The sequence below is a fragment of the Pseudomonas sp. LPH60 genome, assembly GCF_030718165.1.
Taxonomy (GTDB): Bacteria; Pseudomonadota; Gammaproteobacteria; order Pseudomonadales; family Pseudomonadaceae; genus Aquipseudomonas; species Aquipseudomonas danubii.
In genome coordinates, this window is sequence record NZ_JAVAJH010000008.1 from 346,546 (window position 1) to 362,094 (window position 15,549).

The window sequence follows — 15,549 nt, forward strand, 5'->3', positions numbered from 1 at the left end:
GTCTAAAGAGGATCTTGCCCCCAGTCAAGGCAAGGCCCCGGGCTCCCCGATCAGCGAACCTCGACAAAAAGTGTCTCGATTCTCAATCGGAAAAACCGGGGCCCCATCTCAATCTATTGCAGACCTCAGTTACCGCTGGAGTTCAGCGCTTCAGTCAGTGCTGCTTCGACTTCGCTCGCGCTTACGCGCAGAGGCTTGTCTGCATCACGACGACGCTTGCGCTCGCTGTGGTAAGCCAGGCCGGTACCAGCCGGGATCAGACGACCCACAACCACGTTTTCCTTCAGGCCGCGCAGGTAGTCACGCTTGCCGGTCACTGCCGCTTCGGTCAGTACACGAGTGGTCTCTTGGAAAGAGGCCGCCGAGATGAACGACTCAGTGGACAAGGACGCCTTAGTAATACCCAGCAACACGCGGGTGAACTTGGAGATGAACTTGTCTTCAGCGCTCAGACGCTCGTTTTCTACCAGTACGTGAGTCAGTTCCATCTGGTCGCCCTTGATGAAGCTGGAGTCGCCAGACTCGGCAATCTCAACCTTACGCAACATCTGACGCAGGATGGTCTCGATGTGCTTATCGTTGATCTTCACGCCTTGCAGACGGTAAACGTCCTGGATCTCGTTGACGATGTACTTGGCCAGCGCACTTACACCCAGCAGACGCAGGATGTCGTGTGGATCGCTCGGGCCGTCGGAGATAACTTCGCCGCGGTTCACTTGTTCGCCTTCGAAGACGTTCAGGTGACGCCACTTCGGAATCAGCTCCTCATACGGATCGCTACCGTCGTTCGGGGTAATGACCAGGCGGCGCTTGCCTTTGGTCTCTTTACCGAACGCGATGGTGCCGCTGACTTCAGCCAGAATCGAGGCCTCTTTCGGACGACGAGCTTCGAACAAGTCGGCAACACGCGGCAGACCACCGGTGATGTCACGGGTCTTCGAAGTCTCTTGCGGAATACGAGCGATAACATCACCGATCGCAATCTGCGCACCGTCAGCAACACCTACAAGTGCGTTAGCCGGCAGGAAGTACTGGGCCGGTACGTCAGTACCTGGCAGCAGCAGATCCTTGCCATCCATACCCACCATCTTCACCGCTGGACGAATGTCCTTACCGGCAGCTGGACGGTCTTTGACGTCAAGTACTTCAATGTTGGTCATACCGGTCAATTCGTCAGTCTGACGCTTGATCGTGATGCCTTCTTCCATGCCCACGTAGGTCACGGTACCTTTCATTTCGGTAACGATTGGGTGAGTGTGCGGATCCCACTTGGCCACGATGGCACCAGCGTCGACCTTATCGCCTTCCTTCACCGAAATCACAGCACCGTAAGGCAGCTTGTAGCGCTCGCGCTCACGACCGAAGTCGTCGGCAATTGCCAGCTCGCCAGAACGGGATACAGCTACCAGGTGACCGTCAACACGCTCAACATGCTTCAGGTTATGCAGACGGACGGTACCGCCATTCTTCACCTGTACGCTGTCCGCTGCCGAGGTCCGGCTTGCCGCACCACCGATGTGGAACGTACGCATGGTCAGCTGGGTACCCGGCTCACCGATGGACTGGGCAGCAATTACGCCTACCGCTTCACCAATGTTCACCAGGTGGCCGCGAGCCAAGTCACGACCGTAGCACTTGGCACAGATGCCGTAGCGGGTTTCGCAACTGATCGGCGAGCGCACGATCACTTCGTCGATGCTGTTCAGCTCGATGAACTCAACCCACTTCTCGTCTACCAGAGTGCCAGCAGGAACGATGACGTCCTCGGTACCCGGCTTGAATACGTCACGGGCGATAACACGACCCAATACGCGCTCACCCAGCGGCTCTACAACGTCACCGCCTTCAATGTGCGGAGTCATCAGCAGGCCGTGTTCGGTGCCGCAATCGATCTCGGTTACAACCAGATCCTGCGCCACGTCTACCAGACGACGAGTCAGGTAACCGGAGTTCGCAGTTTTCAACGCGGTATCCGCCAGACCTTTACGAGCACCGTGAGTCGAGATGAAGTACTGGAGTACGCTCAGACCTTCACGGAAGTTCGCAGTAATCGGCGTTTCGATGATGGAGCCGTCCGGCTTGGCCATCAGACCACGCATACCGGCCAGCTGGCGGATCTGTGCAGCGGAACCCCGCGCACCCGAGTCAGCCATCATGTACATCGAGTTGAACGATTCTTGCTCGACTTCGTCGCCATTGCGGTCGATGACTTTCTCTTTCGAGAGATTGGCCATCATCGCCTTGGATACTTCGTCGTTGGCTTTCGACCAAAGGTCGATCACCTTGTTGTACTTCTCGCCCTGGGTTACCAGGCCGGAGGCGTACTGGCTCTCGATTTCTTTCACTTCGTCGGTGGCAGCACCGATGATGCGGGCTTTTTCATCCGGGATAACGAAGTCGTTAACACCGATGGAAACGCCGGAAATGGTCGAGTACGCGAAACCGGTGTACATCAACTGGTCAGCGAAGATTACGGTCTCTTTCAGACCTACCACGCGGTAGCACTGGTTGATCAGCTTGGAGATCGCCTTCTTCTTCATCGGCAGGTTGACGACGTCGAACGACAGACCTTTCGGCACAACCTGGAACAGCAGCGCACGGCCGACAGTGGTGTCGACGATACGGGTAGCGCTGACGCTGCCGCCATCACGATCGTTAACGGTTTCGTTGATACGAACCTTGATCTTGGCGTGCAGGGCTGCTTCGCCGGCGCGGAATACGCGGTCGACTTCCTGCAGGTCGGCGAACACACGACCTTCGCCCTTGGCGTTGATCGCTTCACGGGTCATGTAGTACAGACCCAATACAACGTCCTGCGACGGAACGATGATTGGCTCACCGTTGGCTGGCGACAGAATGTTGTTGGTCGACATCATCAACGCACGCGCTTCCAGCTGGGCTTCCAGCGTCAGCGGTACGTGCACGGCCATTTGGTCGCCGTCGAAGTCGGCGTTGTACGCAGCACAGACCAGAGGGTGCAGCTGGATAGCCTTACCTTCGATCAGTACCGGTTCAAACGCCTGGATACCCAGACGGTGAAGGGTCGGTGCACGGTTGAGCAGCACTGGGTGTTCGCGAATCACTTCAGCGAGAACGTCCCAAACTTCCGGCAGCTCGCGCTCGACCATCTTCTTGGCGGCTTTGATGGTGGTAGCGAGACCACGCATTTCCAGCTTGCCGAAAATGAACGGCTTGAACAGCTCGAGAGCCATCTTCTTCGGCAGACCGCACTGGTGCAGACGCAGGGTCGGGCCTACGGTAATTACCGAACGACCGGAGTAGTCAACACGCTTACCGAGCAAGTTCTGACGGAAACGACCTTGCTTACCCTTGATCATGTCAGCCAGGGATTTCAGAGGACGCTTGTTGGAACCGGTGATAGCACGGCCACGACGGCCGTTGTCGAGCAGTGCATCGACAGCTTCCTGCAACATACGCTTTTCGTTGCGCACGATGATGTCCGGAGCGGACAGATCAAGCAGGCGCTTCAAGCGGTTGTTACGGTTGATCACTCGACGATACAGGTCGTTGAGGTCGGAAGTCGCAAAGCGACCGCCATCCAGCGGAACCAGTGGACGCAGATCTGGCGGCAGAACCGGCAGAACGGTCAACACCATCCACTCTGGCAGGTTGCCGGAACCCTGGAAGGCTTCCATCAACTTCAGACGCTTGGACAGCTTCTTGATCTTGGTTTCGGAGTTGGTTTGCGGAATCTCTTCACGCAGACGGCCAATCTCGTGCTCCAGGTCGATAGCGTGCAGCAGCTCGCGGACAGCCTCGGCACCCATGCGGGCGTCGAAGTCATCACCGAACTCTTCCAGCGCTTCGAAGTACTGCTCGTCGTTCAGCAACTGACCCTTTTCCAGGGTGGTCATGCCTGGATCGATAACAACGTAGCTCTCGAAGTAGAGAACGCGCTCGATATCACGCAGGGTCATGTCCATCAGCAGGCCGATGCGGGACGGCAGCGATTTCAGGAACCAGATGTGGGCAACCGGCGAAGCCAGTTCGATGTGCGCCATGCGCTCACGACGAACCTTGGCCAGTGCAACTTCAACGCCGCACTTCTCGCAGATCACGCCGCGATGCTTCAAGCGCTTGTACTTACCGCACAGGCACTCGTAATCCTTTACCGGGCCAAAGATCTTGGCGCAGAACAGGCCGTCACGCTCAGGCTTGAACGTACGGTAGTTGATGGTTTCCGGCTTTTTAACTTCGCCGAACGACCAAGAACGGATCATCTCAGGCGAGGCCAATCCAATACGGATGGCGTCGAACTCTTCGACTTGACCCTGGTTTTTCAGCAAATTCAGTAGGTCTTTCAAGGCCTTTCCTCCTGGCGGAGCAGAGAGCGGGCAATCCTGCCCCGCTCTCGATTCGCGTCACGTGTTATTCGGTTTCCAGATCGATATCGATGCCGAGGGAACGAATTTCTTTGATCAACACGTTGAAGGACTCGGGCATGCCCGGCTCCATACGGTGATCGCCGTCCACGATGTTTTTGTACATCTTGGTACGACCGTTCACATCGTCCGACTTCACTGTGAGCATTTCTTGCAGAGTGTATGCAGCACCGTATGCTTCCAGTGCCCAGACCTCCATCTCCCCGAAACGCTGACCACCGAACTGCGCCTTACCACCCAGCGGCTGCTGGGTAACCAGGCTGTACGAACCGGTAGAACGAGCGTGCATCTTGTCGTCTACCAAGTGGTTCAGTTTCAGCATGTACATGTAGCCAACGGTAACTGGACGCTCGAACTTGTTGCCGGTACGGCCGTCGGTCAGCTGCATCTGGCCGCTCTCTGGCAGGTCCGCCAGTTTAAGCATCGCCTTGATTTCGCTTTCCTTGGCGCCGTCGAACACCGGAGTGGCCATAGGCACACCGCCGCGCAGGTTGTTCGCCAGATCCAGAATCTCCTGATCGGAGAAGCTGTCCAGGTCTTCGTTACGACCACCGATCTGGTTGTAGATCTCATCCAGGAAGGTGCGCAGTTCTGCCACCTTACGCTGCTCTTCAACCATGCGGTTGATCTTCTCGCCCAGACCCTTGGCCGCGAGGCCCAGGTGAGTTTCGAGAATCTGACCAACGTTCATACGCGAAGGTACGCCCAGCGGGTTGAGGACCACGTCGACCGGGGTGCCATTGGCATCGTGCGGCATGTCTTCAACCGGCATGATCACGGAGACCACACCCTTGTTACCGTGACGACCGGCCATCTTGTCGCCCGGCTGAATGCGACGACGGATTGCCAGGTAGACCTTGACGATTTTCAGCACGCCTGGAGCCAGGTCATCGCCCTGCTGCAGTTTGCGCTTCTTGTCTTCGAACTTGTCGTCCAGCAGACGGCGGCGATCAACGATGTAGGCCTGAGCCTTCTCGAGCTGCTCGTTCAGAGCATCTTCAGCCATGCGCAGTTTGAACCACTGGCCATGCTCAAGACCGTCGAGAACTTCGTCGGTGATTTCCTGACCTTTCTTCAGACCGGCGCCGCCTTCGGCTTTATGGCCGACCAGAGCGGAGCGCAGACGCTCGAAGGTTGCGCCTTCAACGATGCGGAACTCTTCGTTCAGATCCTTACGGATCTCGTCGAGCTGGCTCTTCTCGATGGACAGTGCACGAGCATCACGCTCAACGCCGTCACGAGTGAAGACCTGTACGTCAATGACAGTACCTTTGGTACCAGTAGGCACACGCAGGGACGTGTCTTTAACGTCGCTGGCTTTTTCACCGAAGATCGCGCGCAGCAGTTTCTCTTCCGGAGTCAGCTGAGTCTCGCCTTTCGGAGTGACCTTACCGACCAGGATGTCGCCTGCGCCAACTTCAGCACCTACATAAACGATACCGGCTTCGTCCAGCTTGTTCAGTGCAGCCTCACCCACGTTCGGGATGTCCGCAGTGATTTCCTCTGGGCCAAGCTTGGTGTCACGGGCCACACAGGTCAGTTCCTGGATGTGGATCGTGGTGAAGCGGTCTTCCTGAACCACACGCTCGGACAGGCAGATGGAGTCTTCGAAGTTGAAGCCGTTCCATGCCATGAACGCGATACGCATGTTCTGACCCAGAGCCAGCTCACCCATATCGGTGGACGGGCCGTCGGCCATGATGTCGCTGCGCTGAACCCGATCACCCTTTCTCACCAGCGGACGCTGGTTGATGCAGGTGTTCTGGTTGGAGCGGGTGTACTTGGTCAGGTTGTAGATATCAACACCGGCTTCGCCGGTCTCAACTTCGTCATCCGCAACACGAACCACGATACGACTGGCATCGACCGAGTCGATCACGCCGCCACGGCGAGCCACGACACAAACGCCGGAGTCACGGGCAACGTTGCGCTCCATGCCGGTACCTACCAGCGGCTTATCAGCACGCAGGGTCGGTACAGCCTGACGCTGCATGTTGGAACCCATCAACGCACGGTTGGCGTCGTCGTGCTCGAGGAACGGAATCAGCGACGCTGCAACCGAAACTACCTGCTTCGGCGAAACGTCCATCAAAGTGACGTCTTCCGGCGCCTTGACGGTAAATTCGTTCAAGTGACGAACAGCCACCAGCTCATCGATCAGCTGACCTTTGTCGTTCATGGTCGCCGAAGCCTGGGCGATCACGTGATCGGCCTCTTCGATGGCGGACAGGAACACGATCTCGTCAGTGACCAGGGCGTCTTTCACCACACGGTACGGGCTCTCGAGGAAGCCGTACTGGTTGGTGCGCGCATAGGCCGCCAGGGAGTTGATCAGGCCGATGTTCGGACCTTCCGGCGTTTCGATCGGGCATACACGACCGTAGTGAGTCGGGTGCACGTCACGAACTTCGAAGCCTGCACGCTCACGGGTCAGACCACCTGGGCCGAGTGCGGAGACACGACGCTTGTGGGTGATCTCGGAGAGCGGGTTGTTCTGGTCCATGAACTGCGACAGCTGGCTGGAACCGAAGAACTCTTTCACTGCCGCAGCCACTGGCTTGGCATTGATCAAGTCTTGCGGCATCAGGCCTTCGCTTTCGGCCATCGACAGACGCTCTTTGACCGCACGCTCTACACGCACCAGACCAACGCGGAACTGGTTCTCGGCCATTTCGCCTACGCAACGAACACGACGGTTACCCAGGTGGTCGATGTCGTCGACGATGCCTTTACCGTTACGGATGTCGACCAGAGTCTTCAGTACGGCAACGATGTCCTCTTTGCACAGGACGCCCGAACCTTCGATCTCGGTACGACCGATACGACGGTTGAACTTCATCCGGCCAACGGCGGAGAGGTCATAGCGCTCAGGGCTGAAGAACAGGTTGTTGAACAGAGTCTCGGCAGCATCTTTGGTTGGCGGCTCGCCAGGACGCATCATGCGATAGATCTCGACCAGCGCTTCCAATTGGTTGCTGGTGGAGTCGATCTTCAGAGTGTCAGAAACGAACGGACCACAGTCGATGTCGTTGGTGTACAGCGTTTCGATGCGAACAACCTGGGCCTTGGCGATTTTTGCCAGGATCTCGGTATTCAGCTCGGTGTTGCACTCTGCCAGGATTTCACCGGTAGCCGGGTGCACGATCGCCTTGGCGGTGGTACGCCCCAGGACGTAGTCCAGAGGTACATCCAGCTCTTTGATACCGGCTTTTTCCAGCTGGTTGATGTGGCGAGCGGTGATACGACGACCCTGCTCGACAATAACCTTGCCCTTGTCATCCTGGATGTCCAGAACGGCAATTTCACCACGCAGGCGCTGAGGCACCAGCTCCAGGCTCAGGCTCTCGCCTTTCACGTGGAATACGTTGGTGGTGTAGAAAGCATCCAGCACTTCTTCAGTGGTGTAACCCAGCGCGCGCAGCAGAACCGACGCAGGCAGCTTGCGGCGACGGTCGATACGGACGAACACGCAGTCTTTCGGGTCGAACTCGAAGTCCAGCCACGAACCGCGGTAAGGAATGATCCGCGCGGAGTACAGCAGCTTACCGGAGCTGTGCGTCTTGCCACGGTCGTGGTCGAAGAATACGCCAGGGGAACGGTGCAGCTGGGAAACGATTACACGCTCGGTACCGTTGATTACGAAGGTACCGTTCTCAGTCATCAGGGGGATTTCACCCATGTAGACTTCTTGCTCTTTGATGTCCTTGATCGCTTTGTTCGACGATTCTTTGTCGAAAATGATCAGACGAACTTTTACCCGCAAAGGTACGGCGTAAGTCACACCACGCAACACGCATTCTTTAACATCAAACGCCGGTTCGCCCAGGCGATAACCGACATACTCCAACGCAGCATTGCCGGAGTAGCTGATGATCGGGAAAACGGATTTGAAGGCCGCATGCAGGCCCACGTCGCGGAACTGATCTTTAGTCGCTCCCGCTTGCAAGAATTCACGATACGAATCCAGCTGGATGGCCAGGAGGTACGGCACATCCATGACGTCCGGCAACTTGCTAAAGTCCTTGCGGATACGTTTTTTCTCAGTATATGAGTAAGCCATCAGCGTTCCCCAGCTTGGTCACCTGCTTATTCGGCTCCTCCCGACGGGAGCAGCCAGAAAATCGTGCAAACCCTTTGGTTTGCGCCACCGCACAGGGTGGGTTACAGCACGTTAAAGGCACCGACCCAGTCGGTCGCCAATAACGGAAAAAGGCCGGTGGCAAAAGCCACCAGCCATCAGCCGTTCGCTTAACGCTTGGGCTGGAGACACAAAGTCGATGCTTACTTGAGCTCGACTTTAGCGCCTGCTTCTTCCAGAGCTGCTTTGGCTTTGTCAGCTGCTTCTTTAGCAACAGCTTCCAGAACCATGGCAGGAGCGCCGTCAACTACAGCCTTGGCTTCTTTCAGGCCCAGACCGGTCAGCTCACGTACAGCCTTGATCACGTTAACTTTCTTCTCGCCAGCTTCGGTCAGCATGACGTTGAATTCAGTTTGCTCTTCAACAACAGCGGCAGCTGCAGCTGGGCCAGCAGCGGCAACAGCAGCGGTAACGCCGAAGGTTTCTTCCATTGCTTTGATCAGCTCAACAACTTCCAGAACGGTTTTCTGGCCGATTGCTTCGATGATTTGCTCGTTAGTCAGAGACATGACTATAAATTCCTGTATTGGGGTGACAGCCTACGCAGCCATCAAATTAAACATATGATTTTGAAAGGGCTTGCGGTGCCTTAGGCAGCAGCAGCTTCTTTCTGGTCGCGAATAGCCGCCAGAGTACGAGCCAGCTTGCTGGTAGCGCCTTGAATCACGCTCATCAGCTTCGCAATAGCTTCGTCGCGAGTTGGCAGCGAAGCCAACACGTCGATCTCGTTTGCTGCGAGGTACTTGCCCTCGAACGCAGCTGCCTTGATCTCGAACTTGTCCTGACCCTTTGCGAACTCTTTGAAAATACGAGCAGCAGCGCCCGGATGTTCCTTGGAGAATGCAATCAGGGTAGGGCCGACGAACGCGTCGTTGAGCACGTCATATTGAGTGCCTTCAACAGCGCGCTTGAGCAGGGTGTTACGTACAACACGCACGTAAACACCAGCTTCGCGGGCCTCTTTACGGAGTCCGGTCATTGCGCCTACTGTCACACCGCGGGCATCAGCCACAACAGCAGACAGAGCGACTTTGGCAGCCTCGTTGACTTCAGCGACGATGGCCTTCTTGTCTTCGAGTTTAATTGCCACGGGTTTAACTCCTGCTTGTTACCGTTTCATCCAACCTGGGCTGGATGTCGTTTTGGTGTCTGATTCGGTAAGGAACCGGGAGCACCATCTGCGTAGGCTTGAGGTTTAAGACTTGCGTCGCCTACGGTCTTGGATAGCCCCCGCCAGGCAGGGACCCCAATTTTTTCAACTGGCGCAATCGCTTGTGCCAGCCTGTGTCTTATACGTCCAGCGAGCCTTGGTCGATGACCAGACCTGGACCCATGGTGGTGCTCAGGGTAACGCGCTTGACGTAGATACCTTTCGAAGAAGCTGGCTTGATACGCTTCAGGTCAGCGATCAGGGCTTCAACGTTTTCCTTCAGCTTGACGGCGTCGAAGCCGACCTTGCCAACGGAGGTGTGGATAATGCCGTTTTTGTCGGTGCGGTAGCGAACCTGACCAGCCTTGGCGTTCTTAACTGCCGAGGCCACGTCTGGGGTTACAGTGCCGACTTTCGGGTTAGGCATCAGGCCACGAGGACCCAGAACCTGACCCAGCTGACCTACAACGCGCATTGCATCCGGAGAAGCAATAACTACGTCATAGTTCAGGTCGCCGCCTTTCATTTCGGCAGCCAGATCATCCATACCTACGCGGTCTGCACCGGCAGCCAGAGCAGCTTCAGCAGCTGGACCCTGAGTAAACACAGCAACACGTACAGTCTTGCCAGTGCCGTGTGGCAGCACGGTAGCGCTACGAACAACCTGGTCAGATTTACGTGGGTCTACACCCAGGTTCACAGCTACGTCTACGGACTCGCTGAACTTAACGGTCGACAGCTCGGTCAGGAGAGCGGCGGCTTCTACGAAGTTGTAGGCCTTGCCTGCTTCAATCTTGCCGGCGATAGCCTTTTGGCGCTTGGTCAGCTTAGCCATTACACACCCTCCACGTTAAGGCCCATGCTACGAGCAGAACCGGCGATAGTACGCACGGCTGCATCCATATCAGCTGCAGTCAGATCCGCGTTTTTGGTTTTCGCGATTTCTTCCAGCTGAGCACGGGTAACAGTGCCAACCTTAACGGTGTTCGGACGAGCGGAACCGCTGGTCAGGCCAGCAGCTTTCTTCAGCAGAACCGAAGCAGGGGTGCTCTTAGTTTCGAAAGTGAAGCTGCGGTCACTGTAAACAGTGATGATCACAGGAGTCGGCAGACCTGGTTCAAGACCCTGAGTACGGGCGTTGAAAGCCTTGCAGAACTCCATGATGTTCACGCCGTGCTGACCCAGAGCTGGACCAACGGGCGGGCTTGGGTTGGCCTGAGCGGCCTTAACTTGCAGCTTGATGTAAGCAGTAATCTTCTTAGCCATGAGGCACTCCAATTACGGGTTCAGACGCCTAGAAAGGCTCCCCGGTTACTTGCGCGTTTATCCCAGTGACGAAAAAACCCCACAGCCTAAGGCTGCGGGGTATGGGATTCTCGTCCAGTTAGACCTTCTCGACCTGACTGAACTCTAGCTCTACCGGAGTAGAGCGACCGAAAATGAGCACCGCCACTTGGATCCGGCTCTTTTCGTAGTTAACTTCTTCGACCGTACCGTTAAAGTCTGCGAACGGGCCGTCAGTAACACGGACCACTTCACCTGGCTCGAACAGCGTCTTAGGCTTGGGCTTATCGCTGCCATCAGCAACGCGACGCAGAATTGCTTCCGCCTCTTTATCAGTGATAGGCGCTGGCTTATCAGCAGTACCACCAATGAAACCCATGACACGAGGGGTGTCCTTGACCAAGTGCCAAGTACCCTCATTCATGTCCATTTGAACCAGCACATAGCCTGGAAAGAACTTGCGCTCGCTTTTGCGCTTCTGGCCATTGCGCATCTCAACCACTTCTTCAGTGGGGACCAGAATCTCGCCGAAGCCATCTTCCATGCCAGCCAGCTTTACACGCTCGATCAACGAGCGCATTACATGCTTCTCGTAACCCGAGTAAGCATGCACAACGTACCAACGCTTAGCCACGGGACACCCTTAGCCAACAATCAAGGAAACAAGCCAGCCAAGCAGGGAATCTAGCCCCCACAACAGCAACGCCATAACCAGAACCACAGCCACTACAATAAGCGTGGTCTGCGTGGTCTCTTGGCGAGTTGGCCATACGACTTTACGAATCTCAGTGCGCGCTTCCTTAACCAACACGAAGAACGACTTGCCCTTGGCAGTTTGCAGACCAATGAAGGCAGCAACTGCGGCAATGGCAAGCAGCGCCAATACGCGATACAGGATCGGCGAAGCAGAATAGTACTGATTGCCAACAACACCAACAATCACCAAAGCAACCACAACGAGCCACTTGAGCAGATCGAAGCGAGAGCCTTGAGCTTCAGCCTTAGGAGTCATCTATGAAGATCCTGTGAAAAGAAAGCCAGACACATTGAGTGAATCTGGCAGGTCAGGAGGGAATCGAACCCCCAACCTACGGTTTTGGAGACCGTCGCTCTGCCAATTGAGCTACTGACCTAAAAACAAAATCAGGCCGACCATTATGTCGGCCCGATGGAGATATTTCAAGAGCTTATTCGATGACTTTGGCCACGACGCCGGCGCCGACGGTACGACCGCCTTCACGGATAGCGAAACGCAGACCATCTTCCATCGCGATTGTTTTGATCAGAGTGACAGTCATCTGGATGTTGTCACCTGGCATTACCATTTCAACGCCTTCTGGCAGCTCGCAGTTACCAGTCACGTCAGTAGTACGGAAGTAAAACTGTGGACGGTAGCCTTTGAAGAACGGAGTATGACGGCCGCCTTCTTCCTTGCTCAGAACATAAACTTCAGCGGTGAACTTGGTGTGCGGCTTAACGGTACCTGGCTTAACCAGAACCTGGCCACGCTCAACGTCGTCACGCTTGGTACCACGCAGCAGAACGCCGCAGTTCTCGCCAGCACGACCTTCGTCGAGCAGCTTGCGGAACATTTCAACGCCGGTGCAGGTAGTCTTCTGAGTATCGCGCAGACCAACGATCTCAACTTCTTCCTGGATGCGAACGATGCCACGCTCAACACGACCAGTTACCACGGTGCCACGACCGGAGATCGAGAATACGTCCTCGATTGGCATCAGGAACGGCTTGTCGATTGCACGCTCTGGCTCTGGGATGTAAGTGTCCAGAGTTTCTACCAGACGCTTAACAGCGGTGGTACCCATTTCGTTGTCGTCTTGGCCGTTCAGGGCCATCAGAGCCGAACCGATGATGATCGGAGTGTCATCACCTGGGAAGTCGTAAGTGCTCAGCAGATCGCGCACTTCCATCTCAACCAGTTCCAGCAGCTCAGCGTCGTCAACCATGTCAGCCTTGTTCAGGAAGACAACGATGTACGGAACGCCTACCTGACGGGACAGCAGGATGTGCTCACGAGTTTGTGGCATCGGACCATCGGCAGCCGAGCAAACCAGGATCGCGCCGTCCATCTGGGCAGCACCGGTGATCATGTTTTTGACGTAGTCGGCGTGACCTGGGCAGTCAACGTGCGCGTAGTGACGAATGTGCGAATCGTACTCTACGTGTGCAGTGTTGATGGTGATACCACGAGCCTTTTCTTCTGGGGCACTGTCGATCTTGTCGAAGTCAACACGAGCCGAACCGAAAACCTCGGAACAAACGCGAGTCAGAGCAGCAGTCAGAGTGGTCTTACCGTGGTCAACGTGACCGATAGTACCCACGTTAACGTGCGGCTTATTACGTTCGAACTTTTCCTTAGCCATCGAAATCACCCCTAGGAGAAGAATTGAGCAAGTCACACAAGCCATTAAAACAAAGGCAGATATTTTCATATCTGCCTTGTTATATGGAGCTCTTGAGCGGATTTGAACCGCTGACCTCACCCTTACCAAGGGTGTGCTCTACCAACTGAGCTACAAGAGCGTAACACTTTGCAAAATCTGCAAACCTGGAGCGGGTAGCGGGAATCGAACCCGCATCATCAGCTTGGAAGGCTGAGGTTCTACCACTAAACTATACCCGCGGAGCCTGCAGCTCTCGCTAAATCTGGTGGAGGGGGAAGGATTCGAACCTTCGAAGTCGTAGACGTCAGATTTACAGTCTGATCCCTTTGGCCGCTCGGGAACCCCTCCTAAGCGAGGCAGCATTTTATACTACGCTACCTTTCTGTCAAGCATTTTCTCAATAAAATCTTGAGGTTAGCTGCGTTGACTTAGCTCTGCTGCTTTAACCTAAAAAGGTCTTCACTGCGGAGCGGGCGCCATTCTATGCAACCTATTCGACAGTTGCAAGCCCCTCACAAGGCATTATTTTATGTTTTAACTCATTGAATTCCTTAGCAAGGTTCTGCAGCTGTAGATCATCCAGCAAATGCTTGCTCTCAGGGGCCACACGCAACCAGAAACCAGAAGATCCAGGAACACTCAAGGACAGTAGCCTGACATCCGCCCCCAGCCCTATAAGCCGCAGCTCAAGCATCTGAGCCATATCTCGACGAGCAAAGCCCCCCAGATAGAGACAGCTTGCATCAACCTCTCCAACCCTCCCCTTATCCCTCCGCTCGACCGAATCTGCAGACTCACTCAACAAGCGAATATCTTGCTGAGAGCCTCGATAGAGCGAGAGAGGCATAACCTCTTTCGCACGAAGAGGTGCTTCTTGCTGGTGCCAGATGTAATAGAAACCATTGAGGACCAGTAACAACAGAAACAGCCAGCGCATAAATACCTCGAGACGAAAGACAAGCCTTAGTCAACTCGAAAAAACAAATCACGAACAAACTGATCCTGCGAAACCAACACAACGCCCAGAGCAGCTATACAAGCCTCCCCACCTATTAGCCTAAGGTAGCGCAGGCACATTTCATGGCGTTTCGCAGCCAAACTCAAGGATCATCACGCAACCTTAGACTGAGCTCCCCACCGCTATAAGTTTTCTCTTCACCTTCAACGCTCAACCGCAACGCCCCTTGGCGATCAATACCCAGCACGACACCATCGATCTTATTGACCCCCGCAATCAGAGACACCTCACGCCCCTGCCAGAGATGACCTTGCTCCCATTCGCCCTGGATAGCGGAGAAACCATCCAGCCGATGACGCTCCAGATAAGCCACAAGGGTCTCACTCAATCGAGCAACCAGCTGATTGCGATCAGTGACCTGGCCAGACTCCAACCTTATCGAGGTCCACTCCTGATCGACCCCCTCAGCGCTCTGCATATTCACATTAATCCCAACCCCCAGGACCACATGACACACGTCCGCAGGATCGCCCACCAGCTCCAAAAGTATTCCCGCGACCTTCTTCTGACCAACCAAAACATCGTTTGGCCACTTCAAACCCGCACTTGGGATTCCATACTCACGAAGGGTATGCATAACCGCCAACCCTACGACCAGACTGAGACCCTCCAATTGCCGGAGACCTCCATCTATGCGCAAGACCAAGCTGTAATAGATATTCTCGGCAAAAGGACTTATCCACTTGCGTCCACGCCGGCCACGCCCTGAGGTCTGACGCTCAGCTAGCACCAGAAAAGGAGCCACAGCCCCCCCCTCGATGGATCGCAGTGCCTCAGCATTTGTGGAGTCGATAGAATCAAAAATTCGAACGTCCCAAGCACTGCTGGGAGAAGAGCACCGACTTATCTCCGCACTGCTCAACAAAGTGATTGGAGTGGCCAACTGATATCCACGACCTCGTACCTTATGGATGACAAGCCCCAATTCCGCCTCAAGAAGCTGTAACTGCTTCCATATGGCACTACGACTAACACCCAGCACCTCTCCGAGCGCCTGGCCCGAGTGAAATCGCCCATCCTTTAGAAGCTCTAACAACGTCGACATGCAGTATCCGCCTCACAATGAGCCCGGCATGATAGCCATGCCCAAAACCATTGCATAGAAAGCACCACTTGGCGAGCAGGTCGATCGGGCAGATAAAAATCAAATCCAC

Annotated in this window: 11 protein-coding genes and 4 tRNA genes; all 15 read right to left on the minus strand. The window is 55.3% G+C overall.

What is annotated here, in order from left to right:
* Positions 1–125: 125 nt before the first annotated feature.
* The gene (rpoC, locus tag Q8O96_RS26890; protein ID WP_102865259.1) at positions 126–4,325 is read right to left on the minus strand and encodes a DNA-directed RNA polymerase subunit beta'; all 4,200 of its coding nucleotides are present in this window, start codon (positions 4,323–4,325) and stop codon (positions 126–128) included.
* Positions 4,326–4,389: 64 nt separating this feature from the next.
* Positions 4,390–8,463, minus strand: coding sequence for a DNA-directed RNA polymerase subunit beta (rpoB, locus tag Q8O96_RS26895; protein ID WP_016968678.1), 4,074 nt, complete (start codon positions 8,461–8,463; stop codon positions 4,390–4,392).
* Positions 8,464–8,684: 221 nt separating this feature from the next.
* Positions 8,685–9,050, minus strand: coding sequence for a 50S ribosomal protein L7/L12 (rplL, locus tag Q8O96_RS26900; protein ID WP_011063780.1), 366 nt, complete (start codon positions 9,048–9,050; stop codon positions 8,685–8,687).
* An 80-nt stretch (positions 9,051–9,130) separates the two neighbouring features.
* On the minus strand, positions 9,131–9,631 hold the full coding sequence (gene rplJ / locus Q8O96_RS26905; RefSeq protein WP_016968679.1) for a 50S ribosomal protein L10: 501 nt from the start codon (positions 9,629–9,631) through the stop codon (positions 9,131–9,133).
* A 199-nt stretch (positions 9,632–9,830) separates the two neighbouring features.
* Positions 9,831–10,526: a 50S ribosomal protein L1 gene (gene rplA / locus Q8O96_RS26910; protein ID WP_011063782.1), complete on the minus strand. Its 696-nt coding sequence runs from the start codon at positions 10,524–10,526 to the stop codon at positions 9,831–9,833.
* Positions 10,526–10,957, minus strand: coding sequence for a 50S ribosomal protein L11 (rplK, locus tag Q8O96_RS26915; protein WP_003176435.1), 432 nt, complete (start codon positions 10,955–10,957; stop codon positions 10,526–10,528). The genes rplA and rplK overlap by 1 nt, the downstream gene beginning before the upstream one ends.
* Positions 10,958–11,075: 118 nt before the next feature.
* Positions 11,076–11,609 carry a transcription termination/antitermination protein NusG gene (gene nusG / locus Q8O96_RS26920; protein ID WP_010443972.1) on the minus strand — a complete coding sequence of 178 codons (534 nt, stop codon included), beginning with the start codon at positions 11,607–11,609 and terminating at the stop codon, positions 11,076–11,078.
* A gap of 9 nt (positions 11,610–11,618) precedes the next feature.
* Positions 11,619–11,987 carry a preprotein translocase subunit SecE gene (gene secE, locus Q8O96_RS26925; protein ID WP_047306325.1) on the minus strand — a complete coding sequence of 123 codons (369 nt, stop codon included), beginning with the start codon at positions 11,985–11,987 and terminating at the stop codon, positions 11,619–11,621.
* Positions 11,988–12,032: 45 nt separating this feature from the next.
* Positions 12,033–12,108, minus strand: a tRNA-Trp gene (locus Q8O96_RS26930).
* A 54-nt stretch (positions 12,109–12,162) separates the two neighbouring features.
* The gene (tuf, locus tag Q8O96_RS26935; protein WP_060841339.1) at positions 12,163–13,356 is read right to left on the minus strand and encodes an elongation factor Tu; all 1,194 of its coding nucleotides are present in this window, start codon (positions 13,354–13,356) and stop codon (positions 12,163–12,165) included.
* Between the two features lie 84 nt (positions 13,357–13,440).
* Positions 13,441–13,516 (minus strand) — tRNA-Thr (locus Q8O96_RS26940).
* Between the two features lie 26 nt (positions 13,517–13,542).
* A tRNA-Gly gene (locus Q8O96_RS26945) sits at positions 13,543–13,616 on the minus strand.
* Between the two features lie 24 nt (positions 13,617–13,640).
* Positions 13,641–13,725, minus strand: a tRNA-Tyr gene (locus Q8O96_RS26950).
* A gap of 142 nt (positions 13,726–13,867) precedes the next feature.
* On the minus strand, positions 13,868–14,314 hold the full coding sequence (locus Q8O96_RS26955; RefSeq protein ID WP_305949743.1) for a hypothetical protein: 447 nt from the start codon (positions 14,312–14,314) through the stop codon (positions 13,868–13,870).
* 163 nt (positions 14,315–14,477) lie between these two features.
* Positions 14,478–15,440 carry a bifunctional biotin--[acetyl-CoA-carboxylase] ligase/biotin operon repressor BirA gene (birA, locus tag Q8O96_RS26960; RefSeq protein ID WP_305949744.1) on the minus strand — a complete coding sequence of 321 codons (963 nt, stop codon included), beginning with the start codon at positions 15,438–15,440 and terminating at the stop codon, positions 14,478–14,480.
* Positions 15,441–15,549: the final 109 nt, after the last annotated feature.